Source organism: Salinimicrobium marinum (assembly GCF_014651535.1).
GTDB classification, from domain to species: Bacteria; Bacteroidota; Bacteroidia; order Flavobacteriales; family Flavobacteriaceae; genus Salinimicrobium; species Salinimicrobium marinum.
The window spans coordinates 493,395-516,856 of the sequence record NZ_BMXB01000002.1 but is presented as its reverse complement, the minus strand read 5'-3'; the positions used below and the strand labels follow the sequence as shown (position 1 = coordinate 516,856).

Below are 23,462 nucleotides of genomic sequence, written 5' to 3'. Positions count from 1 at the left end.
GCTTTGCATTTTTTTAAGAAGAATCCGTGTTTTATGCCATAACTTTATAAGAACTAACCGTTTACTTTGTAGGGGAATTTTTTTCTGAAGGTAAACTAAAAACTGAAATATGAAAAAAGTTACGCATTTAAATTCGTACAACTCTGTTCCACGTAAAGGAGTCTCCTGGAGAGCAATTTTTGCCGGAGTTATTACCATTATAGCTGTAATGCTTCTGTTAAACCTTATTGGAATTTCAATAGGGATGGGAAGTATTGAACCTACAGAAGAAAGCAACCCCCTTAGCGGATTAGGAACCGGCACTCTCATCTGGTGGATTGTAAGCAGCCTTATTGCCCTGTTCTTAGGTGGTTACGTTGCTGCAAGGGTAGGGGTTTCATTTACGAATAAAAGCGGAATCATACAGGGATTTCTTACCTGGGCGGTGTATACATTCATATCTGCCTGGTTGCTTACTTCTGCGGTTGGAAGTATAATTTCAGGTGTTGGGAATGTAGTAGGAACCGTACTGTCTTCCACAGGTCAGGCCATTGGAAATCAGGTAGGCCCGGTTATTGACAACCAAACAGATCAACTTAATATTAGTCTGGAAGACGCAAAAGAGGAGTTTTATGCTTTGCTGGAAGATACCCAAAAAGAAGATCTTGACCCAGATGAACTGGAAGCAAGAGCCAATGAGATGACTTCAGAAGCAGCCAACCGTGGAGAGTCGGCAGCTCAGCGCCCAGGAAGCATAGATGCTGAAATTGAAGGTGTTTTTAATGAAGCCCGTAACCAGTTTGAAGGATCCTTTGAGGAAGTAGATAAAGAGGCACTTGTAAATATTCTAGTAGAACGCTCAGACATGTCTCGAAGTGAAGCGGAACAAACAGTGGAAAACTATCTCTCACAATATGAGAACTTACGCCAACAGGCAGAAGAAGCACTTTCCAATGCTAAAGAACAGGCTAATCAAACTGCCGAAAATGTGGCAGGTGCCGTAGCCGATGCTGCACTTTATCTTGCCATTGCCCTTATCCTGGGTGCAATTGTAGCAGCTGCCGGAGGTTTTGCAGGAGTTAAAAATCTTAGGAGTGATTATGCCGAAACACATTATGTGCACGAAAGTTACGATAATGACCGTGATACTCGCACCTCCAGAAGAACCGGACACACTACGCGTCCAACAAGAGAAACCGGTAACACCCGGAACACCGATGATGATTATGATTTAAGGTGATAGTTGAACAATAACAGATCTGAAAGAGGCTTTTTTAAGCCTCTTTTTTAGTTTCGGGAGTCAGGGCTACTCTGTTACTATTCATTTCCTTTACAGATTTGATGATGTCATCACCTGATGGAGACTCGAATAACTGCAGATCGAAATACGGAATGGCAGCGATCAAATGATCAAAAATATCTGCGGTGATCTGCTCGTAAACCTCCCACGCCTTTTCACTGCTGAAACAATAGATCTCCAGAGGAATTCCCTGTGTAGTTGGCGCCAGATGCCGCACCATGATAGTGAGTTCCTTACTAACATTCGGATGCGTTCGAAGATAGGTATCCACATATTTACGGAAAACTCCCAGGTTAGTTTGATTTCTTCCGTTTATGATACTGGACCTGTCAAAGCTGTGTTTGCTGTTAAATTCCTCTATTTCCTTTTGACGTTCCTTGATGTAAGGGGCAATCATATGGAATTTTTCAAATTTCTGAATATCTTCAGAAGTGATAAACCGTATAGAGTTTTGCTTAATGTAGAGAGACCGTTTAATTCTTCTTCCGGGCGATTCCTGCATTCCCCGCCAGTTTTGAAAAGAATCTGCAATGAGGTTATAGGTGGGAATGGTGGTAAAAGTTTTATCCCAGTTCTGAACCCTCACGGTAGCCAGGTTGATTTCGGTGACAAATCCATCTGCACCATATTTGCTGAAAGTGATCCAGTCTCCTATACGCACTATGTCATTCACAGAAACTTGTATGGAAGCCACGAAACCAAGAATAGTATCTTTAAAAATAAGCAGGATAATTGCTGAAGCAGCTCCCAGCGAAATAAGAAAATTTAATACAGATCTTCCCGAAATTTCAGAGAAAATGAAAATAAATCCAATGGCCCATAAGAAGATCATCATTACCTGAATATAGCTTTCTATGGGCTTATCCATAAATTCTTCACGGGTCTTCAGGTAATTTTTGGAGGTTCTTAAAATACTCCTGATGATCAACACCGAGAGAATAATAACGTAGATATTAACTAAGGTATTGAATATTGCTAAAAACCGCTCAAATCCACTAAAGATAACGGGAACAGTGGCTATTACAATTAGTAAAGGCAATATTTGACTTACCCACCTGGGAAAATTACTTTTTACCAGAAAATCGTCAAAGGTGGTTTTGGTTTTGTTGGTAAAAGCAACAAAGGCCTTTATGACGATTCTTTTGCTTACATAATGAATTAGGATAAGAAGTAGTAGCAATAGGATGATACTTCCTGCCATACTGAGAAAATGCGCTACTTCTGCATTTAATCCGGTTTGAACAAAATAATCGGTTAAATGAGTAACAACGTTGTCATTTTCTTCTAACATACACTACAGGTATTTTTTTTCTACGTAAAAAGGACCGAATGGTAGTACAGAGCTTAAACAAACGATTAGTAAAGTTTTAAAATTCCAGTTAAGTGGCTTAAATAAATAAACAGCTCCCAGGACGTAAGCCACAAATAAGATTCCATGGAACATACCTACTACTTCCACCATTTGCGGCAGGTCCCAGATATATTTTAAAGGCATGGCAATAAACAATAAAAGTAAAAAAGATATTCCCTCAAAAATACTAACCCATTTGAAGATTCTAACCTGCTGATTTAATGTCATGATGTTAATTTTAAAGCGGTGCAAATATACTTTATAAAAAGTTAAAAATTCACTGGAATCCTTACTTTTTACAGGTGCAGGAGCAGCTGCTATAAGTCTGATTTTTACACGAAATGATCTTCTATTTTTCATTTTGTGATCCCTGTAAAAATTACTTTATTTTTTATTGGAAACTATTGAAGTAAAAGTGAGCATTTTACTAATTTGCAGTCTCTGATAAAAATTAAGAAATGAGTAAAAAAATACTGGTTACCGGTGGATTGGGATTCATTGGCTCTCATACCGTGGTGGCCTTGCAGGAAAAGGGATTTGAAGTAGTAATCATAGATAATTTATCAAATTCTTCCCTGGATGTTCTTGGAGGGATAACAAGGATCACAAAATCCTCACCCGAGTTTGAGAATGTAGACCTGCGGGACAAAAGTGCAGTAAAAATGTTTTTCGAAAAATATTCTGAAATTGATGCAGTCATTCATTTTGCTGCTTCAAAAGCAGTGGGAGAAAGTGTCGAAAATCCATTGCTTTATTATGAAAACAATCTTTCCACTTTAATATATCTTCTTCAGCAACTAAAGGTTAAAGAGAATGCAAAGTTTATTTTTAGTTCTTCCTGTACCGTTTACGGGCAGGCTGATGAGCTTCCAATAACAGAATCTGCACCTGTGAAAAAAGCAGAATCTCCTTATGGAAACACAAAACAAATAGGCGAGGAGATCATACAGGATAACTGTAAAGTTTTAAAGAATCTGAACGCAATTTCCTTGAGATATTTTAATCCAATTGGAGCGCATCCTACAGCATATATTGGAGAGTTGCCTATTGGAACTCCACAGAATTTGATACCATACATCACGCAGACTGCTGTAGGAAAAAGGGAAGAACTTTCGGTATTTGGAAAGGATTATCCAACGCCGGACGGAACTTGCATAAGGGATTATATACATGTCATGGATCTTGCACGTGCTCATGTGGTGGCATTGGAACGATTGATAGATGAGGAGCAAACATCAAATTATGAAGTATTTAATCTTGGTACCGGAACAGGAAACTCTGTACTGGAAGTGATCAACTCCTTTGAAAAAGTTTCTGGAGTGGACTTACCGTATAAAATCGTTGGCAGGAGAGAAGGTGATATAACCGCGGCTTATGCAGATACTACGAAGGCCAACGAAGTCCTTAAATGGAAAGCAGAAAAATCTTTGGATGATGCGCTGGAAAGTGCCTGGAAATGGCAGAAAGCACTGGAAGAAAAGGATGAATAATATTTTAATTTCCGGTAAAATAGCTATTCCTTATTAATAGAATTTTGGTTGTAATAAAAAAGCGTGCTCCTGAATTCAAGAGCACGCTTTTTTGCTTCATGTACTTTTTCTGTAATGGGTTCTAGTTCACGATGAATGCGTGAATTACTCCTGGTAACCATCCAATAATAGTTAGTACAAGACTTATTAAAAAAGTAGTTCCCAAACCATGGTTCATATATACGGCCAAGGGAGGTAATAGAATATTTAGTATGATCGTCAACATAATTTTTAGTTTTTTGGTTATCCATTCAATTTACTTAAAACAAGGTGAGTTTTCCATTGATTTGGAAGGTTTAGCTTCAGTTTAACAGGGACTTTCAGGAGTTCTTAATAATTTAGAAAGAGATGTGAAAAAAGGCTAAGAAGAATTATATTAAGAAGAAAAGTTTCTGTTTTTAGTATTCCGAAGGGAATAGAATTATCTTCGCCGAAAATTTGACAGGTTATGACGTTTAAGGAATTAGGTGTTTCAGAAGAAATTATCAAAGGTTTGAAGGAGATGGGGATTGTATCTCCCACGAAAATACAGGAGGCTTCCATCCCGGTTCTTTCTGAAGGTACGGTGGATTTTGTGGGCCAGGCCCAGACCGGTACCGGAAAAACTGCTGCCTTTGGACTTCCGTTATTGTCACAAATTGATCCTTCAAAAGATCATGTCCAGGCTTTGATCCTTGCACCTACAAGGGAACTGGGGCAACAAATAGCCAAGCAACTATTTAAATTTACAAAATACACCGATAAGATCTTTACCGAAGCAGTTTACGGAGGGGAGAAAATTGATATCCAGATAAGTAAACTGAAAAGACCAACGCAGATCATAGTGGCCACACCCGGTCGTCTTGTTGATCTTTTAAGTAGAAAAGCGGTGGACATCTCTAAAATTCATACTGTTATTTTGGATGAAGCCGATGAGATGCTGAGCATGGGCTTTAAAAAAGATCTTACCACTATTCTTGAGGCCACAAAAGGAAACCGGAATGTATGGCTTTTTTCGGCTACTATACCGCAGGATCTCAATGAGATCATTAACAGGTATGTGAGTAAAAATGTACGGCGGGTAAGTATTGACAAATCCGATGCTGTAAATACCGGGATTCAGCACCAGTTCGTTTTGGGCGATGATAATAATAAACTGGATACTTTGGCTTATTTTTTAAAGTCCATGGGGAGACAGCGGGGGATCATTTTTACTAAAACCAAAGCAACTGCACGAACTCTTTCCAAACAACTGCTGGCTAAAAATCATGAAGTAGGGCTTTTAGAAGGAGATATGCTTCAAAAAGACCGGGATAAGGTGATGAGGGCTTTTAAAAATAAATCTCTAAGAATCCTGGTGTCTACAGATGTTGCTGCTCGTGGAATCGATGTGGCTAATCTTGCTTTTGTAGTTCATTACCAAATGCCGGAACAAACCGAATATTATACACACCGAAGCGGCCGTACCGCAAGAGCCGGGAATACAGGGATATCTATAGCCCTGGTAAATCAATATGAGGTGAAAAAACTACGCGAGATCGAAAAAGAACTCGGAATAAAATTTACGCAGATCCGCTAATTTTCTGAAACTGCTTCAGCAGTCTCTTTCTCCAGTTCGCAGGTTTCGGAATCCAGTTCCGTCTCGATGGTGTAGTGGTCAAAGTGGTATTTTTTTAACCTGTTTTTTACGTCAGATTTTACCCGCAGTAATTCTTCGAAACTACGTATGTTTTTGAGTTTTATATGCGTGGTAAAAACATGGCTGTCACCTTCCTGAGACCAGACGTGGGTATGATGCAGGGAAGAAATATTTTCTACAGCAAGAAGGCTTTTTTCTACCTCTTCCAGATCAATATCTTTGGGAACTCCCTGTAGAAATATGAAAAGCGTTTCTTTTAGTCGTTTGATCACACCCCATAAAATGTAGGCTGTGATGAGGAGTGAAAGGGCGGGGTCCAGGAAATAAAGGTCGGTGAAAAGAAGGATTATAGCCACTACCAGGACAGCAATCCAGCCAAGCACGTCTTCCAGAAGATGCAGGGAAATTACCTTTTCATTCATCGATTTACCTCCGGAAAGCTTGTATGCAGCAAAACCATTGACAGCCACCCCAACAATGGCAAAAATCACCATTCCCTGAGCATCAGCTGCCTCGGGCGAAATCAACCTTTTCACAGCTTCAATTACCACAAAAACAGAACCTGCAATCAGCACAAGGCTATTGATCAAAGCTCCCAGTAAAGAAAACCGTTTATAGCCAAAGGAAAATTTTGCATCATTTGCCTGATTAGACTTATTCTGCAGATACCACGAAGTGCCAAGGGACAGACTGTCGCCAAGATCATGAATGGCATCTGAAATGATGGCGACACTATTTACATAGAATCCACCAATTATTTCAAAAATGGTAAAAGAGACATTCAGGAAAAAAGCAAGTTTCAGATTTTTGCCGGCGTGATTGTGGTCGTGATCATGAGCCATTCAACAACTTTTTAAATTAAAGCCATTCGTTTTGGTACTCAAATGTAGCGAAAATAAGAGGCAATCAGTAGAATTCAAAAGTTTAAATTCTGCTGAAAATCAAGAAAATTATACCATTTCAAAAATAACCAGAGCATAGGCATAAAAACGCACAAAACGCAGAAGCCCGAACAACAGGTAAGAGATGAAACGGAATTTTATTATTCCGGCTGCCACACTGGTAATCGCAAAAGGAATAGGAAGAAGTGCTCCTACAATTATTAAAAATCCTCCCCATTTTCTAATCATCTTAATATGCTTCGCCATTTTTTCTTCTATGTAAAAATGTACAGAAGGAATTTTGGTGATGGCTCTTCCCATAAAATAGGAAACTACTCCACCAAGATATGAAGCGGTAGCAAGCAAGGTTAAAAAAAGCACCGGAGCGGTGGATTTTCCTGCCCATGCTATAAAAAGTTCGGGTGGAATAAGCCCTAAAAGAGATTCTGAAGCAAAAAATACCAAAAGAATACCAATGGGAGAATAGGTTTTTGTCACCGTTACCAAAATCTCGTTCAAATTGATCACATACTCATTTACCCCCAGTAAAATGGCGACAAAAATTACTATAGGAATAATTGCTTTTCTAAGGCTGGAGCCTACAAAAGTGTAAAATCCTGTGTAGCTATAATATTGATGGAGTAATTTCCAGCGTGGTTTTCGGGAAGAAGGATTGTTATTATTCTTCTTCGTTTCTTTCTTCTTCATTAAATAAAAATGCCTTTTTGTAAAGCAGTAAATTCAAAGATCAAGCCAATTGGAAAGAATACAGGTACTAATTTTCTTCGGCGTAAGCCATTAAAGCATTACTGTATTCACGTAATTCCAAAGCATTCACCTTGTTATTTGGTTCTGCCATTAAAGAAAGCAGGTAATCCAGGCTTTCTTGTGGGTCAACTTCATTTTCAACTTCATTTTCCTCTTCAAAACCTTCTACAGGCTCATCCTCCGGAATCGGGATATCAAAAGTATCGTAAGCTTCAATATGTTCGTAGGTAAGGCGTATTACCTTAGCTAAAAGTGGATTATTCTCTTCTACAGCATAGGGCCTTAAATCTTTTAGATCCTGAACTATTGTATTGGTAATAATACCATTACGCAAAAGATCACGTTGAATTTTATTGAGAAGTTTTTGGGCCTTTTGATTTTCCAAAGTTGCTGTTTTTTTCGAGGTTATAAAATAATCGGGCAGAATACTCTTTTTGAAGAGGATATCTTTCCGGCTGCAAAGGTAATTGATTATACTTTTATTTTTAGCTACATTTTTTAAAGATTTTAGCTTCGGAAGAAAAAATATTACCGTGTTCCCTTCTGAAGAATTAACAAATTCTTAAATCTTCAGATTTCAGTCTATCCTTATAGAATGTGTAGCTTTAGGCTACTTTAAAATACAAGTTACATGGAAAATTTAGATACAAAAGTTGCTTTAGTCACCGGCGGTAGTAAAGGAATAGGATATGGGATCGCAGAAGCTTTATCCAACGTAGGAGTAAAAGTGGCAATTACAAGCCGAAATAAGAACGAAGCCGAAAAAGCAGCCAAAGAGATTTCGGCCAACGGAAAAGGAGAAGTGATTGGCCTGGAGGCCGATGTAAGGAATTTTGACAGCCAGAAAAAGGCTATTGAGGAAGTTACAAAAAAATGGGGGCAGCTGGATATATTGGTGGCAAACGCCGGAGTAGGTAAATTTGGATCTATAGAAGAGCTTTCTCCCGAAGACTGGCAACAAACCATTGATACGAATTTAACCGGAGTCTTTTATAGTGTTAAAGCAGCAGTTCCCGCGCTTAAAGAGTCAAAAGGATATGTCTTTACCATTTCCAGCCTCGCCGGAACCAATTTCTTTGCCGGGGGAGCAGCTTACAATGCCAGTAAATTTGGTGTCACAGGGTTCACTCAGGCCATTATGCTGGACCTTAGAAACCACGGAATTAAAGTGAGCACCATCATGCCAGGCTCTGTGGCTACTCATTTTAATGATCACACCCCTTCAGAGGATGATGCATGGAAAATTCAGCAGGAAGACATTGGAGAGCTTGTGGTAGACCTTGTGAAGATGAATCACCGTGCACTGCCAAGTAAGATCGAGATACGCCCTACCATGCCTCCTAAAAAGTAAGAGGTCTGATTCTGATCGAAGGTTTTTAATATTAACTAAAAGAGACTGTCTTTTCAGGCAGTCTCTTTTAGTTATCGCCCTTATAGATTATCAAAAAGAATCAAATATTTAATATCTAACTGAAAGGATGTGCTCGAGATAAGTTAATCTTCAACTTGCAACCCGCACCTCATAGCGCTTTTGCCATTTCATCAATCTTATCCGCGATAGACAGCCACACTTCTTCCTGCAGGAAATGTCGTGAGGGAAGTTCGGTTACTTGTGTGAGCTTTGCTTTTTGTTTGATTTCCTTCCCATAGCGTTCCAGGGTCAAAGCAGGATCTTTGGCACCCCAAACTGCCTGTACCGGATAATTTACATTCTGGACCGCACTGTAACAACAATCCCGAAATTCTTCAGAATCTTCAAAATTCCTCATGATCTTCAGGAAAGCTTTTCCGTTGTCTTCTCTTTTTAAGAGATCCACATACGCCTTAATCTCTTCCGAAGGGATTTCATCATCATTTACCACTCCCATATTTTTAAACATCACCGGCCAGGTAATATGAGAGATCACCTTTAATTCTGCCTCTCCAATTATTTTCTTTTCAAATGGACGCATTACCAGCGGTTTCTCAAAATTTACCACATCCAGCCATGTATTTAGAATAGTAATGGACAGGATCTTTTCCCGCTGCAGGGTAGCCAGTGCAAAACCAATGGGGCCACCAATATCGTGGACCACCAAATGATATTTTTCAAGGTTTAATTCTTTCACAGCCTTTGCAAGGAAATCTGCAAACCCTGAAAAAGTATAGTCAAAGGTTTCCGGACGGGCTGAAAGTCCTAATCCGGGAAGATCTATGCATATCCCACGATAACCTTTATCTGATAAGGAGTCAATTACTTTCCTGTACAAAAAAGAGGAGGTGGGAACCCCGTGAATACAAAATACTGCTTCGCCTTTGCCTTTGTCAAGAGCAAAAGTTTTATGTCCGTCAACTTGAAGGTACTTTCCGGAAGCTTCATGTTTATTAATAACAGATGCGACACTTCGGTTCCCCTGATTCTCCATAGTCTTTTGTTATAACATCCGTAAAAGTGCTCTTGCTGCTTCTTCAGAGGAGACAGGATTTTGCCCGGTAATAAGCTTTCCGTCGATTTTTACGTAAGAACTCCAGTCTTTTCCTTTGCTGTAATTGGCGCCCATTTGATTTAGTTTATCCTCTACTAAAAAAGGAACCACCTCTGTTAATCCTACTGCTTCTTCCTCGGTATTGGCAAATCCTGTGACATCTTTATCTCTTACAAGCGGCTCGTTATGGGACCTTACATTTCCCAATACACCGGGAGCATGGCATACAAAGGCAAGAGGTTTCATCTGGGCATCAAAATCTTCAATAAGAGAGATGGATTTAAGATCTACAGCAAGATCCCAAAGCGGTCCATGGCCTCCGGGATAAAAAACACCATCAAAATCTGAAGCCTCTATGTGTTCCAGTTTTTTCGTATTGGCGAGTTTCTTCTGTAAATCAACATCTTTGTCAAAACGTTTGGTAGCTTCAGTTTGGGCATCTTCGGTTGTGCTGGAAGGGTCTATTGGTGGCTGCCCTCCTTTGGGAGATGCCAGGGTAATATCCACACCGGCATCTGCCAGCACATAATAAGGGGTAGCAAACTCTTCTACCCAAAAACCTGTTTTTTTTCCAGTGTCACCTAATTCATCATGTGAGGTTAATACCATCAATACTTTCATAGCTAATTTTTTTTGAATATTTAAATGTGCTTTGATCTTCCAGGTGTTCCGAAAAATCATTTTTTCTTTTCTAAAAATAAAATTACGACCGAAGCTGCCGCCTTCCAAAGTTGAAGTCATAATTAAAGGTTAAATCAGCATGTAAAGACTCTTCAGGAGCCGATTTTTTAGAACTGCTCTATGGAACTGAAGAAAAGGCAATGTACCTTTGCACATTAAATTAAAATTCTTATATCCTGTTTTGCTGAATATCTCCACTCATTTTCAATCATTTCTGAAGTTTTTGAAGAGCATTGACTTTTCCCGGGGAGTATTGATGGCTCTTGCCGCAATTTCTGCCCTTGCAATTACCAGTTACTTCGGAAATATGAATATAGGGGTGGCCATGGCTATTGGGGCACTTTTAAGTTCTCCAAGTGATGTAGCCGGCAGCTTTAGGCGAAGGACACTGGGAATTTTTATATCAATATTCTTAGCTGTATTCACCTCTTCTGTGGTAGGTTATGCTTCTGAAATTCCGGTATTAATAATTCCGGTGTTGATTGTGCTTACTTTATCATATTCTCTTGTTGCCGTTTATGGCTTCAGAGCATCCCTTATAGCCTTCACTGGATTATTTGCCATGGTATTGAGTCTGGCAGATATTCCGTCGTCAGATTCTATTCTGGTCCATTCCCTGTACATTGGTTTAGGTGGGTTATGGTATTTGTTGCTTTCCATAGCCTTACATTACATTAATCCCCGGAAACAGTCAGAAGTCTTACTTTTTGAAGGTTTCAGGCTTACTGCAGAATATCTTGAAATAAGAGCAGAGCTAATTGATGCTTCTTCCGAAGAAAGAAGGGGATTAAAAAACCGACTTTCTGTTCTTCAATCAGAAATCAATGATAAACATGAGACTATCCGGGAACTCGTCATTGCAAAACGTGCGAAATCGGGCAGATCTGGGGATGCCCGAAAGAAAATGCTGATTTTCATTGAAATGGTGGATATTTTGGAATTAAGCATGGCTAATCCTCTCAATTACGAAGAGATGGAAGTGCTTTTTGAAAAACACAAAGAAAAGCTGAAGATCGTAAAAGACTGGACGCTTTTGATGGTTGACGAGCTGAACAAAATCGCTGGGATTATTAAAAAAAGTAAGGAATATCATCCAGATCCCGATCTGGAAACGTTTCGGTTAAAAGCGATCAATTCCCTGGCGGCCTCTGTTGAAGATAAACACAATTCCATAAGTTCTCATGCGATGCTGGTCCTGAGAAACCTTATAGATTATAAAGAAAAGCAACAGGAGAAAATTATTTCCATTTCCAGGCTTCTTCGTGATGTGAAGATGGGGGAAGACCTCATGATAAAAGATAAAGATGCTGCGAAATTTATCACCGGCCAGGAGTACAGCCTTAAGACGATGCAGGATAACCTGGATTTCAAATCTCCTATTTTTCGTCATGCGCTTAGATTAACAGTGGTGATGGTGTCTGGATACGTAATAGGAAGTGTCTTTGATGTTCAAAATACTTATTGGATACTTCTAACCATCCTGGTGATCATGAGGCCTGGATACGCGCTCACAAAAGACAGGTCAAAGCAACGCCTTATAGGAACATTAATAGGAGGAGCGATCGCTGTTTCTGTGGTGCTTGTAACTCAAAATCTGGTAGTTTATGGAGTTCTTGCTGTCATTTCACTGGTCTTCGCTATTTCCACTCTTCAAAGAAATTATAAAGCATCGGCAGTTTTTATAACCCTGAATATCGTACTTGTATATAGTCTATTGAGGCCCGATCCTTTTCTGGTGATCAGGTTCCGGCTGCTGGATACGCTTATTGGAGCAGGGCTGGCCTTTTTGGGAAATGCATTTCTATGGCCTACCTGGGAATACAGGGGAATCAAGAATTTTATTGTAGAGAGCATCAAAGCCAATTCAGCTTACCTTGAGGAGATTAATTCTTTTTACCAGACCAAGCATTCAATGACCACTTCTTATAAACTCACCCGAAAAAGAGCTTTTCTTGCTATAGGAAACCTTAATGCGGCTTTTCAAAGAATGACGCAGGAGCCAAAATCTAAACAGAAAGAGGGAAGCAGCATTTACGAGATCGTAAGTCTTAATCAGGAGTTTTTATCTTCGGCTGCCTCTCTTGGAACCTTCATAAGAACTCATGATACCACCGAAGCTTCTGAACATTTTCGGGCGTATATTGCTGCTATTCAGAATAACCTTTTGAGGATCCTGGGAATTCTGGAAGAGAATGAAATTGAAGAAATTCGTGACGAAAAAGAAGTAGAGCAGGCTCTTAAATATTTTGATGAAAAGTACAGGGAAGTGTTGGAAAGCAGGTCTCATGAAATAAGGGAAGGGCAGAGGAGGTTTAACAGCGGGATGCACAGCGAGTTTCAGGAAATACAAATGGTGAGAGATCAGTTAAAATGGTTGCTCCAAATTTCCGGAAGCCTGGAAGTAATGGTAAAGAAAGGAATTAACTAAAAAGCCACCCTCGTGAGGTGGCCTGAGATAATTTCGGTAAAATGAAAACTTTAAATTTTAGTGCTTTTTTGAATCAGGTTTTTTTCCTTCCTGCTTCTTGGTTTCCTGTTTTTTAGGCTCCTGCTTTCTGTCTTCAGATTTCTGTTGCCTTTGTCCGGATTTTTGATCATTCTGCGCCATAGTTTCCTGATATTAAGTTTAATAACAATTTAAAAGTAGGTTAAAAAGATAATGGTTTTATAACTTTAACGTAGTTTTTATAGTTAAAGATTTGTTAGTTATTGCGACTTTAAAAATTTGCTTCTCAAAAATTAAGAACTTCAGATTTTAGCTGCCCTTTTTTAGAGGATCTGGTAATCCTGGAAGCATGTTGGATTGGAGTTCTATTTTCTTAATTTTGAAATTCATTCCGGAGCCATTCCGGAAATAAAATTGATATGGACAACAAAGCAATTATAGAAGACATAATAAAGCACAAGCAGCTTCCGAACCTAAAATTCAGAATAAAAGACAAAACTGAAATTTTCACGAAGAATCTCTTTTACACCCTTTTTGATGTGGAGACCCCGGTGGAGGAAAATATTCAGCTTCTGGAAGTCGATTTTAAGGAGCTGGCAGATCTTGTTTGCTGGAATCCTGAACAAACCTGTGGGGAGTTATGGCAGAGCTATTTACAAAAGCTGCCCAGGATTCTTGAGAGATTAAATCTTGATGCCCTGGCCATTGCCGAAAATGATCCCGCGGCAAATTCGGTGGAAGAAGTCTATCTCTCTTATCCCGGGTTCTTTGCCATTGCTATCTACCGGCTGAGCCATGAACTGTATAAATTCGGACTTCCCCTGGTGCCAAGGCTCATGACCGAATGTGCGCACCGGCTTACGGGAACAGATATTAATCCCGGGGCAGTTATCGGAGATTCCTTTTTTATAGATCATGCAACCGGAGTAGTGATAGGAGAAACGGCTGTCATAAAAAACCACGTAAAGATCTACCAGGGGGTGACACTGGGAGCCTTGAGTGTGGAGCGAAATCTTCGCAATAAAAAAAGACACCCTACGATCGAAGATAATGTAACTATTTATGCAAATGCCACTATCCTGGGGGGAGGAACGGTTATTGGAGCCAATAGTATTGTGGGTGGAAATGCATGGTTAACGTCTTCAATCCCAGAAAATTCCATTGTCACTCATTCTCCCACCATCAATATCAAAAAATACGAAAAATGAAAAATTCCATAATAGATCTTATAGGAAATACGCCTTTGGTAAAAGCAGCAGGTTTGGTGAAAAACCCAAACGTGGAGCTGTACCTAAAGCTGGAAGGGCAAAATCCGGGAGGAAGTGTTAAGGACCGTGCTGCTTATAATATGATCAAGAGCGGACTCGATCGCGGGGATATCACTACTGATATGAAATTAATAGAAGCAACCAGCGGAAATACTGGTATTGCCCTTGCAATGATCGCCGGGATCTTCAAGCTGAACATAGAACTTGTAATGCCCGAGAATTCTACCATTGAAAGGGTACAGACCATGAGAGCTTATGGTGCTAAAGTGATCCTTACAGATGCCGATGGAGGTATAGAAGGAGCCAGAGATTATGCCGAAGAGAGAATGAAGCAGGGAGATTATTTTATGCTGAACCAGTTTGCAAATGATGATAATTGGCAGGCACACTATAAAACCACCGGACCTGAAATATGGAATGATACCCACGGAAAAATCACCCATTTTGTATCTTCCATGGGAACCACCGGGACCATTATGGGAACTTCTACTTTTCTGAAAGAGCAGAGTAAGGACGTACAAATAGTAGGTGTACAGCCAAAAGATGAAGCCCGTATCCCCGGAATAAGAAAATGGCCTGAAGCCTACTTACCAAAGATATTTAACCGTGATAAAGTAGATCGAATCCTTGAAGTAAGTGAAGAGGAAGCTAAAGTAATGACTGTTAGGCTCGCTAAAGAAGAAGGAATCTTCGCCGGAATGAGCAGTGGAGGAGCTACTGCTGCTGCTGTAAAACTTTGCGAACAACTGGAGGAGGGGCTGGTAGTGAGTATTGTATGTGACAGGGGAGACCGGTATTTATCGTCAGATCTATTTGATTAACTTCGGAATACCTTCAGTTTAAAATTTTTTTCCCTAATCCGGTAAATATGAATGCCTGCGGCGTCTGTAAAAGGTTTTTTTCTGAAAAACCTCTATAAGATTTCGGTATACCTAAGAAATCCGCTATTTTTGCAAAATTGCTTATGAAACTAAATTAAATGGCGCAGGATACATTCGGAATTGAAGATAAAAAAGTTGATAAAGAGCTTTACGGTTATCAGCAGCAGGATATAGAGAAGATTTTTAAGGTTATAGATGAACATCCGGAACATTATAATCTGCTATATCAGTTGCCTACAGGTGGAGGAAAAACAGTAATTTTCTCACAGATAGTAAGGGAATACATTCAACGTACCAATCAGAAAGTTTTAATTCTTACCCACAGGATAGAATTATGCAGGCAGACTTCTAAGATGCTTTCGGGCTTCGGGGTGCGAAATAAGATCATTAACAGTAAGATCAAGGAACTGCCAGATCAGGATGAATACATGTGCTTTGTCGCCATGGTTGAAACCCTGAATAACCGGTTGAACGATGACAAAGTAGAGCTGGAAAATGTAGGGCTGGTGATTATTGATGAAGCTCACTATAATTCCTTCAGGAAATTATTTAAATTCTTTGAGAAGTCTTTTATTATGGGGGTAACGGCAACACCGTTGAGCTCCAATATAAAACTTCCTATGAAAGATAATTACCGAGAATTGATCGTTGGTGATTCTATAGGATCTTTAATAGAAAAAGGTTTTTTGGCAAAGGCAAACACCTATAGTTATGATGTTGGTCTGTCTTCGCTGAAAGTGGGGATCAACGGAGATTATACAGTGAAGTCTTCCGAAGAATTGTATTCCAATTTCTCTATGCAGGAGAAACTTCTGGATGCATATATGGAAAAATCCCAGGGTAAGAAAACCCTGATCTTTAATAACGGTATCAATACCTCCAGAGAAGTATACGAAACGTTCCGCAATGCTGGCTATGACATACGCCACCTGGATAACACGACCAGTAAACAGGACAGGAGGGATATATTAAAATGGTTTAAACATACACCTGATGCTATTTTAACTTCTGTAAGTATTCTTACTACGGGGTTTGATGAACCTACGGTGGAGACCATCATTCTCAACCGTGCAACAAAATCCCTGACACTTTATTACCAAATGATTGGCCGTGGATCCCGTGTACTCCCCGGGAAAAAGGAATTCACGGTAATTGACCTTGGGAACAATGCTGCCCGTTTTGGTCTTTGGAGTGCTCCGGTAGACTGGAAACAAATCTTCAGGTCACCAGATTATTATCTGGAAAATCTTGTGAGCGACGAAGAAATAGAGCAGAATTTCAAATATGAAATGCCTCCCGATGTTAGAAAGCAATTTGCTAATTCTAAAGAAGTAGAGTTTGATATAGAGGCAGCATATGATGAAACCATCGCCAAAGGACTTAAATCGAAAACGGTTTTGGAAAGGTCCATTGAACAACATGCTCAAATGTGCATTGAAAACAGTGAAGATGTGTTTGATGCCAGGATACTGGCAAAAGAGCTGGATGAAGATATAGCTTACAGGATAAGGCGGTATTCCTATTGTATTAGCAACAGTACCAAAAACTACAGGGACTGGCTTAAAGAAGACTACAAGCGCAAATTAAGATTGCGCATCAACCAGGGAGAATTTTAATAAAACAGAATAGTAGGAGTGGTCACTTTTTCAGGATTTGAAACTGAAATTAAATAAGGCTGCTCCTGCTTCTTCTTTCATTTTTTTTGAAAATGTTAATTTCCTGCCGTGTCATTGTAAACTTTCCTTGATTTAAGGCAACTACAATTGTTTTTACTTTAACATCAACTACCCCTGAATTTCCACTAATTTTTCTGAAATTTAAAGAGAACTGCCTAATGAGCAATCCATTAGCTCTTTGCAACTAACTTTAAATCAGAAATTCATGGCTACAGAAAAAGGAAAAAAAGATCAGAAACCAGATTCGAAAAAACAGGAAGAACTCGACGTACACAGAGAAGATGGTGCGAATGAGTTTCTTACCACGAACCAGGGGGTTCGAATAAACGACAATCAACATACGCTTAGTGCCGGAGATCGGGGTCCATCCCTGCTGGAAGACTTTATCTTCAGGGAAAAAATGACTCATTTTGATCATGAGCGAATTCCGGAAAGGGTAGTACATCCACGGGGATCTGGTGCTCATGGAGTATTTGAAGCGTATGAATCCATGGAGAAATATACAAAAGCTTCTTTTTTAAGCAAAAAAGGGAAAAAGACTCCTGTTTTTACACGCTTTTCCACAGTAGTAGGTTTTCGGGGTTCAACAGATCTTGCACGGGATGTAAGGGGGTTCGCTGTAAAGTTTTATACAGATGAAGGAAATTACGACCTCGTGGGAAATAATATGCCTGTTTTCTTTATTCAGGATGCCATGAAATTTCCGGATCTGGTTCATTCCATAAAACCGGAACCTCATAATGAGATGCCGCAGGCGACTGCTGCCCATGATACGTTCTGGGATTTTGCCTCACTAATGCCCGAAGCTACTCATGTGATCATGTGGATACTTTCAGGAAGAGGAATTCCACGGAGTTACAGAATGATGGAAGGCTTTGGAGTACATACGTTTAAATGGGTAAATGCAAAGGGTAAAGTCACTTTCGTGAAATACCACTGGAAACCGGTACTGGGAACCCACGGAGTGTTATGGGATGAGGCTCAGAAGATCTCCGGAAAAGATCCTGATTTTCACCGTAGAGATCTCTGGGAAGCCATCGATAGTGGAAGTTTTCCGGAATGGGAGCTGGGTGTTCAAATGGTGGAAGAAAAAGACGAACATAAATTCGATTTTGACTTACTGGATCCCACAAAACTAATTCCTGAAGAACTGGTGCCTGTAAAGAAAATCGGTAAAATGACCTTAAACCGGAATCCCGATAATTTCTTTTCAGAAACCGAGCAGGTAGCCTTTCACCCCGGCCACGTGGTGCCGGGAATTGATTTCAGTAATGATCCGCTACTGCAGGGAAGATTATTTTCATACCTGGATACACAGCTCATAAGACTGGGCGGACCAAATTTCCATGAGATCCCGATCAACAGACCTAGAGCGCCAAAACATAACAATCAGCGCGATGGATTCATGAGACAGGAGGTGAACAAAGGAAGAGTGAGCTATGAACCTAATTCTATTGGCGGAGGTTGTCCTTTCCAGGCCGGAATGAAAGACGGCGGATTTGTTAGCCATGCTGAAAAAGTTGATGCTAAAAAGATAAGAGCTAGAAGTAAGAGCTTCAATGATTATTTTAGTCAGGCATCAATGTTTTATCATAGCCAGACAGCCGCTGAGAAGAAACAGATCATTAGTGCTTTTCAGTTTGAACTTGGAAAAGTGGAGATTGAAGAGATAAGGAAACGTATGGTAGGATTGCTTACGCAGGTAGATAAAGACCTGGCGAAGCAGGTAGCCGAAGGGCTGGGCTTTGAAGTGCCCAGGGGACCAATGCAACCCGTCCAGAGAGGTGTACCTGCAGATGCAGATCCTAAAGATTATGAACCTGTAGATGTGAAGCAAAAAGTGAAAACAGACAAAGCCCTTAGCATGGATTATACTGTGAAAGGAAACATAAGTACCCGACAGGTTGCTTTCCTTTGCAGCGACGGGGTAGATGAAAAATCGATCACTCCTATGAGGGCAGCGTTATTAAAAGAAGGTGCGGTAGTAAAAATTATTGCACCACATCTTGGTACCATAGAAACTTCAGCCGGAAACAGGATCAAAGTAGATAAAAGTTTTTCCACCAGTGGATCTGTTCTCTTTGATGCTATTTTTGTTCCTTCAGGAGAAAAAAGTATTATGATGCTCGAAAAGAATGCCATGGCTGTGAATTTTATAAATGAGTCTTACAAGCATTGCAAAGCTTTGGCTATAGAAGGGCAGGCTACGAAACTTCTCAAGTATACGTATTTTGGAGAGCTGGCGAAAACCAATGATCTGGAAGAGGAAGGGGTGATCATTCAGGAGAATCCTTCAAAGAAATTTTCTAAAAAATTCATTGAGGCAATTGGTCAGCATCGATTCTGGAACAGGAAAGAAACAGAAAATATCCCAACCTAGAAGGATAGCAGAGAAAAATTAAACTTAGATTATTAACTTTTGAAAGGTTGTTTTTTCTTGCATTATGCATGGAAAAAACAACCTTTTTTAATGAAATTTAAATAAGTTTTTCAGCTTTATTAATTCTTATTGAAGATCCCTTTGATCTTTGAAAACAGGCCTTTCTTTTCTTCCTTTTCTCCTTTGGAGTCCTTACGTTTTTTAGGTTTATCCCCATCTGTAAAAAGGCGCTCCAGGAAATTATCCCTTTCTGAAGGTTCACAATCCAGCATCATTTGAACAGTAGAGGAGGGAGCAGGGAATTTTGCCTGCGTAATCTCATTGAAATCGCTGTCATTGTTCATTTTCTGCATGAGCAGGGCAAAAACCGGTAAAGCGGAATTTGCTCCCTGCCCAAGTCCTGTACTCCGAAAACCAATACGGTGATCATCGGCTCCCACCCATGTTACAGAAACCAGGTTAGGAGTGATTCCCACAAACCAGCCGTCCTTGTTATCCTGTGTGGTTCCCGTTTTTCCCGCAATGTCATTGGGTAACTGATATTTATACCGCAATCGTGCAGCAGTTCCTTCATTTACGGTAGACTTCATCATTTCCAGCATTATACTTGCTGTTGTGCTGGAAAAAGCCTGTCGTGTAGATTTTTCAGGTTCAAATTCTACAATGGTTTTTCCGTATTTATCTGTTATCCTGGTAATATAATAGGGTTTTACCGGAGCTCCTCTGTTTACGAATCCCGAGTAGGCGGTGCCGAGTTCTTCAATGGTCATTTCTGCAGTTCCCAAAGCCAGGGAAGGGTATTTGGGAAGATTCGAAGTAATTCCCATTTTTTTAGCCTGAGTAATCACATTTTCCAGACCTACATCAAACAACACCTTCACAGCAATGGTATTAATGGATCTGCTTAGCGCAGCCTGCATACTGTAATTCATATGGGGATCTTCATCTGCGGAAGAGTTAGAAGGAGTCCAACCTTCATTATAAGTTACTTCCCTTACCGAATAATAAGTGCAAGGGTCAATACCTGCTTCCACAGCACTGGTGTACACAATGGGTTTAAAAGTTGAACCTACCTGTCGCTTACTTTGTGATACGTGGTCATACTTAAAATACTCATGATTGATCCCCCCAACCCATGATTTCACGGCACCCGATCCAGGATCCATGTTGAGCATTCCCATATTCAGGAATTTCATGTAATGCTGCAGACTGTCAATAATGCTGGCCTGTACCAGTTGTTTCTTACCCCAACCAAAAAGTTCCATGTCTTTTTTCCGGTTTAGGGAATCGAGTATTTCAGCTTCAGACCAGCCTGCTGCCGCAAGATTTTTATATTGTGTGGTTTTTGGAATAGCTTCTTTGATCAACTGTTCTTTCAACCAGGGAGCATTTTTTCCGTAGGAGCGTTCAAATTGTTCCTGCAAACCGGTCATGTGTTCTGCCATGGCTTCTTCGGCCATTTTCTGCATCTTGTAATCGAGCGTGGTGTGTATCTGGAGTCCGTCGTGATAAAGATTATACGTTTCTCCGTTATCTTTTTCCAGGGTATCCAAAATAGCTTTTACATCCTTTTGCAGCTGGGACCGAAAGTAAGCAGCAGTGCCGGTATTATGATTAAAAAACTGATAGTGAAGTTCAACAGGATCTTCCTTTACAGCAGCCAGCTCCTCAGAAGACAAAAAGCCGTATTTTTTCATTTGATGAAGTACCACGTTTCTTCGCAGTTTACTTCTCTCAGGAAATAACCTCGGATTGTAGTAATGAGAAGCTTTTAACGTGCCCACCAGAGTAGCGGCCTCTGTAAGGGAAAGTTCGGCTGTGGTGGTATTAAAAAATTTCCTGGCAGCACTTTCAATTCCGTAGGTATTATCACTAAAGGGAACGGTATTGAGGTAGAGGGTGAGGATTTCTTTTTTGGTATAAATATCCTCCAGCCTTCGAGCGATAATCGATTCGCGTACTTTATTAACCACGATACTCACGTACCCGTAATCATTTCTTCCGAAGAGATTTTTGGCAAGCTGCAGCGTAATGGTACTACCACCACCCGATGATTTGTCACCCATTAAAATGGTTTTAAAGAACACGCGCAACAAACTTCTGGAATCAATGCCAGAATGATCATAGTAGCGAATATCTTCTGTGGCTATAAGGGCATTTGTTAAATGCTCGGGAATCTCTTCAAAAAGTACCGGCTGCCGGTCAAATATGTAATATTTCCCTATTAATTCACCCCTGGAAGCAAAAACTTCTGTGGCTTCACTTTGCTTAAGGTGCTTTAAGTCGTCATTTTCAGGAATGCTTCCCCATAAACCTATATAAATACTAAGGTAGAAAAGGCAGCCAAGAAGGAACAGACCCACAAAGAATTTCAGTATCCACTGGGCGTAGCGGGGCAATTTAAATTTTTTAAACATATTTATTAAATGTGTTCACAAAGAAACGAATACTTTAAAAAAATAGTTTTCTTCTTTACTAAACTTTATGAAGTGCAGCAAAGCAAGGATAGTGCCGTTCTTGTTTTTTTACGGCAGCCGGAAGCCTGGTCCAGATTCTTAAATTTGATTTAAAATTTAAAAAATAAGCTTTAAAGAGCTTCAGCATCCTTTTAATTCTGCCTAATTTTATCTCATGAGCGTCAATAAAACTGTCATTGGAATAAGTACGGGTTTAGTTATTCTAACCGCCGTAGTCTATTTTATATTTAAGAAAAAGCAGGATGAATTTGCCAGTAAATTTACCAAAGACATAAGCATAGAAGAAACCTGGAACCTGCCGGGGGTTTTGAGAGAAGTTTCCGGAATTGCTTATTTGGAAAATAACCGAGTTGCCTGTGTACAGGATGAAAATGGAGTGATGTTTATCTATAATCTGGAAACCTCGGAAATTGAAGAGCAAATTGAATTTGCAGGCGAAGGCGATTATGAAGGAATTGCTGTAGAAGGATTCAATGCTTATATCCTGAAAAGTGATGGGACAATTTACAGAATTGCAGATTTTGCGAACAATCCTGAAATAAGTGAGCATCCAACTGCCCTTACCAGAGGACAGGATGTGGAAGGCCTGTGCTATGACCCTAAAAACAAAAGGCTGCTGTTAGCCATTAAAGAAATGGAGCCCGACTCTGAAGATTTTAAAGGGATTTACGCTATGGATACAGAAACCATGCAAATGAATTCAACCCCTGTTTTTAAACTTCTGTTTGATGATCCAATTTTTGAACAGACCGATGTGAAAAATAAATATGACAGGTTTATGCCTTCTGAAATAAATATAGATCCTGAAACCGGAAATATTTATATGCTCGAAGGAAGAGTTCCAAAATTACTGATCCTTGATCCTGAAGGGAATCCGGAAAAGCTTTATTTTCTGAATGTCAGTAATTTTGAGCAGCCCGAGGGGCTGACATTTGATCCTTCCGGAAATGTCTATATATCCAATGAAGGTAATCCTGGAAATATTCACCTAATTTCTATCAATTAAAATGAACTTATGGCCGAAGAAGTAGAAAGCGCTACAGTCAAACAAAGTAAAGCTCCGTTATACATATCTATAGCAGTTGTTGTCGCTGTTGTTCTTAGTTACTTTTTCATCCCCGAGGTGAGGGAATTTCTATCTAATGGTTGGGATGTACTTACCAGTGGAGATGAGGAGCGTACCCGGCAATGGGTTTCTCAATTCGGTTATTTTGGTCCGGCGGTGATAATACTTTCGATGGTGTTACAAATGTTCCTCCTGGTGATTCCAACACCCATTTTAATGGTGGTTACCATTCTTGCTTATGGTCCTGTAATTGGGAGTGTTATTTTGTTTGCTGCGGTTTTTCTGGCTTCTACCACAGGATATTTTATTGGCAGGTACTTTGGCCCTGTAATCGTAGAGAAGCTGATAGGAGTCAAATCTGAAAAAAAATTGACCTCTTTTATTGAAGACTATGGGTTCTGGACAGTTATCGTCGTGCGGCTAAGTCCATTTTTATCTAATGATGCCATTAGTTTTGTAGGCGGGGTCTTGAAAATGGGGTACTGGAGGTTTATAGGTGCGACTATGTTGGGAATTTCCCCTTTAATTTTTTTTATAGCTTACCTGGGCGGAAATTACGAGCGGTTAAAGACCGGATTAATCTGGGCATCCGTTATAAGTCTCGTGTTATTTATTGCTTTCGTGTGGTGGGATAAAAAAGTCCGGAAGGATAAACCATAGGTCTTAAAATCCCAGATTTAAAAAATCAGGAAATAA

Annotated in this window: 20 protein-coding genes; 11 read left to right on the top strand and 9 right to left on the bottom strand. The window is 39.9% G+C overall.

Features of this window, described 5'->3' with window-relative positions; translation table 11 throughout:
* Nucleotides 1-109: 109 nt before the first annotated feature.
* Nucleotides 110-1,219, top strand: a complete 1,110-nt coding sequence (locus IE056_RS06215) for a hypothetical protein (RefSeq protein ID WP_189603814.1) — start codon at nt 110-112, stop codon at nt 1,217-1,219.
* A 34-nt stretch (nt 1,220-1,253) separates the two neighbouring features.
* Here IE056_RS06215 and IE056_RS06210 read toward each other — a convergent pair whose 3' ends face one another.
* Both IE056_RS06210 and IE056_RS06205 read right to left on the bottom strand, forming a co-directional pair.
* Nucleotides 1,254-2,570 (bottom strand): mechanosensitive ion channel family protein, encoded by a 1,317-nt coding sequence (locus tag IE056_RS06210; protein ID WP_189603813.1) that lies wholly within the window; start codon nt 2,568-2,570, stop codon nt 1,254-1,256.
* A gap of 3 nt (nt 2,571-2,573) precedes the next feature.
* Complete coding sequence (locus IE056_RS06205) at nt 2,574-2,858, bottom strand: DUF3817 domain-containing protein (RefSeq protein ID WP_189603812.1); 285 nt, start codon at nt 2,856-2,858, stop codon at nt 2,574-2,576.
* A gap of 230 nt (nt 2,859-3,088) precedes the next feature.
* Between IE056_RS06205 and galE the strand changes: the two genes are divergently transcribed.
* Nucleotides 3,089-4,120 carry a UDP-glucose 4-epimerase GalE gene (gene galE, locus IE056_RS06200; RefSeq protein ID WP_189603811.1) on the top strand — a complete coding sequence of 344 codons (1,032 nt, stop codon included), beginning with the start codon at nt 3,089-3,091 and terminating at the stop codon, nt 4,118-4,120.
* A gap of 121 nt (nt 4,121-4,241) precedes the next feature.
* Here galE and IE056_RS06195 read toward each other — a convergent pair whose 3' ends face one another.
* Nucleotides 4,242-4,385: a YqaE/Pmp3 family membrane protein gene (locus IE056_RS06195; protein ID WP_189603810.1), complete on the bottom strand. Its 144-nt coding sequence runs from the start codon at nt 4,383-4,385 to the stop codon at nt 4,242-4,244.
* 222 nt (nt 4,386-4,607) lie between these two features.
* On the opposite strand from IE056_RS06195, the gene IE056_RS06190 reads away from it, so the two are divergent.
* Complete coding sequence (locus IE056_RS06190; protein ID WP_189603809.1) at nt 4,608-5,717, top strand: DEAD/DEAH box helicase; 1,110 nt, start codon at nt 4,608-4,610, stop codon at nt 5,715-5,717.
* Here IE056_RS06190 and IE056_RS06185 read toward each other — a convergent pair.
* The 3 genes from IE056_RS06185 to IE056_RS06175 all read right to left on the bottom strand — a co-directional run bounded on the left by IE056_RS06185 (nt 5,714) and on the right by IE056_RS06175 (nt 7,811).
* Nucleotides 5,714-6,619: a cation diffusion facilitator family transporter gene (locus IE056_RS06185; RefSeq protein ID WP_189603808.1), complete on the bottom strand. Its 906-nt coding sequence runs from the start codon at nt 6,617-6,619 to the stop codon at nt 5,714-5,716. The two genes, IE056_RS06190 and IE056_RS06185, sit on opposite strands and share 4 nt — an antisense overlap.
* A gap of 108 nt (nt 6,620-6,727) precedes the next feature.
* Nucleotides 6,728-7,366 (bottom strand): YqaA family protein, encoded by a 639-nt coding sequence (locus IE056_RS06180; RefSeq protein WP_189603807.1) that lies wholly within the window; start codon nt 7,364-7,366, stop codon nt 6,728-6,730.
* A 67-nt stretch (nt 7,367-7,433) separates the two neighbouring features.
* Nucleotides 7,434-7,811, bottom strand: coding sequence for a hypothetical protein (locus tag IE056_RS06175; protein WP_189603806.1), 378 nt, complete (start codon nt 7,809-7,811; stop codon nt 7,434-7,436).
* Nucleotides 7,812-8,057: 246 nt separating this feature from the next.
* Between IE056_RS06175 and IE056_RS06170 the strand changes: the two genes are divergently transcribed.
* Nucleotides 8,058-8,777, top strand: coding sequence for an SDR family oxidoreductase (locus IE056_RS06170; RefSeq protein WP_189603805.1), 720 nt, complete (start codon nt 8,058-8,060; stop codon nt 8,775-8,777).
* A gap of 169 nt (nt 8,778-8,946) precedes the next feature.
* On the opposite strand, the gene IE056_RS06165 is transcribed toward IE056_RS06170, so the two are convergent.
* Nucleotides 8,947-9,831: an alpha/beta fold hydrolase gene (locus IE056_RS06165; protein ID WP_189603804.1), complete on the bottom strand. Its 885-nt coding sequence runs from the start codon at nt 9,829-9,831 to the stop codon at nt 8,947-8,949.
* 9 nt (nt 9,832-9,840) lie between these two features.
* Complete coding sequence (locus IE056_RS06160; RefSeq protein WP_229793674.1) at nt 9,841-10,572, bottom strand: type 1 glutamine amidotransferase domain-containing protein; 732 nt, start codon at nt 10,570-10,572, stop codon at nt 9,841-9,843.
* Nucleotides 10,573-10,753: 181 nt separating this feature from the next.
* Here IE056_RS06160 and IE056_RS06155 point away from each other — a divergent pair, with 181 nt between their 5' ends.
* From IE056_RS06155 to IE056_RS06135, 5 genes are all read left to right on the top strand, one after another.
* A complete protein-coding gene (locus IE056_RS06155) occupies nt 10,754-13,000 on the top strand; it encodes an FUSC family protein (RefSeq protein ID WP_189603803.1) in 2,247 nt (748 codons plus the stop codon).
* A 437-nt stretch (nt 13,001-13,437) separates the two neighbouring features.
* Nucleotides 13,438-14,226, top strand: a complete 789-nt coding sequence (gene epsC, locus IE056_RS06150; protein WP_189603802.1) for a serine O-acetyltransferase EpsC — start codon at nt 13,438-13,440, stop codon at nt 14,224-14,226.
* Nucleotides 14,223-15,107 carry a cysteine synthase CysM gene (cysM, locus tag IE056_RS06145; protein ID WP_189603801.1) on the top strand — a complete coding sequence of 295 codons (885 nt, stop codon included), beginning with the start codon at nt 14,223-14,225 and terminating at the stop codon, nt 15,105-15,107. The genes epsC and cysM overlap by 4 nt, the downstream gene beginning before the upstream one ends.
* Before the next feature lie 158 nt (nt 15,108-15,265).
* Nucleotides 15,266-16,783 carry a DEAD/DEAH box helicase gene (locus IE056_RS06140; protein WP_189603800.1) on the top strand — a complete coding sequence of 506 codons (1,518 nt, stop codon included), beginning with the start codon at nt 15,266-15,268 and terminating at the stop codon, nt 16,781-16,783.
* 265 nt (nt 16,784-17,048) lie between these two features.
* Complete coding sequence (locus IE056_RS06135) at nt 17,049-19,223, top strand: catalase (RefSeq protein WP_189603799.1); 2,175 nt, start codon at nt 17,049-17,051, stop codon at nt 19,221-19,223.
* 119 nt (nt 19,224-19,342) lie between these two features.
* Here IE056_RS06135 and IE056_RS06130 read toward each other — a convergent pair whose 3' ends face one another.
* A complete protein-coding gene (locus tag IE056_RS06130; RefSeq protein ID WP_189603798.1) occupies nt 19,343-21,640 on the bottom strand; it encodes a transglycosylase domain-containing protein in 2,298 nt (765 codons plus the stop codon).
* Between the two features lie 214 nt (nt 21,641-21,854).
* Between IE056_RS06130 and IE056_RS06125 the strand changes: the two genes are divergently transcribed.
* Nucleotides 21,855-22,706: an SdiA-regulated domain-containing protein gene (locus tag IE056_RS06125; protein WP_189603797.1), complete on the top strand. Its 852-nt coding sequence runs from the start codon at nt 21,855-21,857 to the stop codon at nt 22,704-22,706.
* A gap of 9 nt (nt 22,707-22,715) precedes the next feature.
* Nucleotides 22,716-23,426 carry a TVP38/TMEM64 family protein gene (locus tag IE056_RS06120; protein ID WP_189603796.1) on the top strand — a complete coding sequence of 237 codons (711 nt, stop codon included), beginning with the start codon at nt 22,716-22,718 and terminating at the stop codon, nt 23,424-23,426.
* The last annotated feature ends 36 nt before the right edge of the window (nt 23,427-23,462 follow it).

Coding starts and splice junctions, on each gene's coding strand:
- IE056_RS06215 (WP_189603814.1), top strand. CDS start 110: ATGAAAAAAGTTACGCATTTAAATTCGTACAACTCTGTTCCACGTAAA.
- IE056_RS06210 (WP_189603813.1), bottom strand. CDS start 2,570: ATGTTAGAAGAAAATGACAACGTTGTTACTCATTTAACCGATTATTTT.
- IE056_RS06205 (WP_189603812.1), bottom strand. CDS start 2,858: ATGACATTAAATCAGCAGGTTAGAATCTTCAAATGGGTTAGTATTTTT.
- galE (WP_189603811.1), top strand. CDS start 3,089: ATGAGTAAAAAAATACTGGTTACCGGTGGATTGGGATTCATTGGCTCT.
- IE056_RS06195 (WP_189603810.1), bottom strand. CDS start 4,385: ATGTTGACGATCATACTAAATATTCTATTACCTCCCTTGGCCGTATAT.
- IE056_RS06190 (WP_189603809.1), top strand. CDS start 4,608: ATGACGTTTAAGGAATTAGGTGTTTCAGAAGAAATTATCAAAGGTTTG.
- IE056_RS06185 (WP_189603808.1), bottom strand. CDS start 6,619: ATGGCTCATGATCACGACCACAATCACGCCGGCAAAAATCTGAAACTT.
- IE056_RS06180 (WP_189603807.1), bottom strand. CDS start 7,366: ATGAAGAAGAAAGAAACGAAGAAGAATAATAACAATCCTTCTTCCCGA.
- IE056_RS06170 (WP_189603805.1), top strand. CDS start 8,058: ATGGAAAATTTAGATACAAAAGTTGCTTTAGTCACCGGCGGTAGTAAA.
- IE056_RS06165 (WP_189603804.1), bottom strand. CDS start 9,831: ATGGAGAATCAGGGGAACCGAAGTGTCGCATCTGTTATTAATAAACAT.
- IE056_RS06160 (WP_229793674.1), bottom strand. CDS start 10,572: ATGATTTTTCGGAACACCTGGAAGATCAAAGCACATTTAAATATTCAA.
- epsC (WP_189603802.1), top strand. CDS start 13,438: ATGGACAACAAAGCAATTATAGAAGACATAATAAAGCACAAGCAGCTT.
- cysM (WP_189603801.1), top strand. CDS start 14,223: ATGAAAAATTCCATAATAGATCTTATAGGAAATACGCCTTTGGTAAAA.
- IE056_RS06140 (WP_189603800.1), top strand. CDS start 15,266: ATGGCGCAGGATACATTCGGAATTGAAGATAAAAAAGTTGATAAAGAG.
- IE056_RS06135 (WP_189603799.1), top strand. CDS start 17,049: ATGGCTACAGAAAAAGGAAAAAAAGATCAGAAACCAGATTCGAAAAAA.
- IE056_RS06130 (WP_189603798.1), bottom strand. CDS start 21,640: ATGTTTAAAAAATTTAAATTGCCCCGCTACGCCCAGTGGATACTGAAA.
- IE056_RS06125 (WP_189603797.1), top strand. CDS start 21,855: ATGAGCGTCAATAAAACTGTCATTGGAATAAGTACGGGTTTAGTTATT.
- IE056_RS06120 (WP_189603796.1), top strand. CDS start 22,716: ATGGCCGAAGAAGTAGAAAGCGCTACAGTCAAACAAAGTAAAGCTCCG.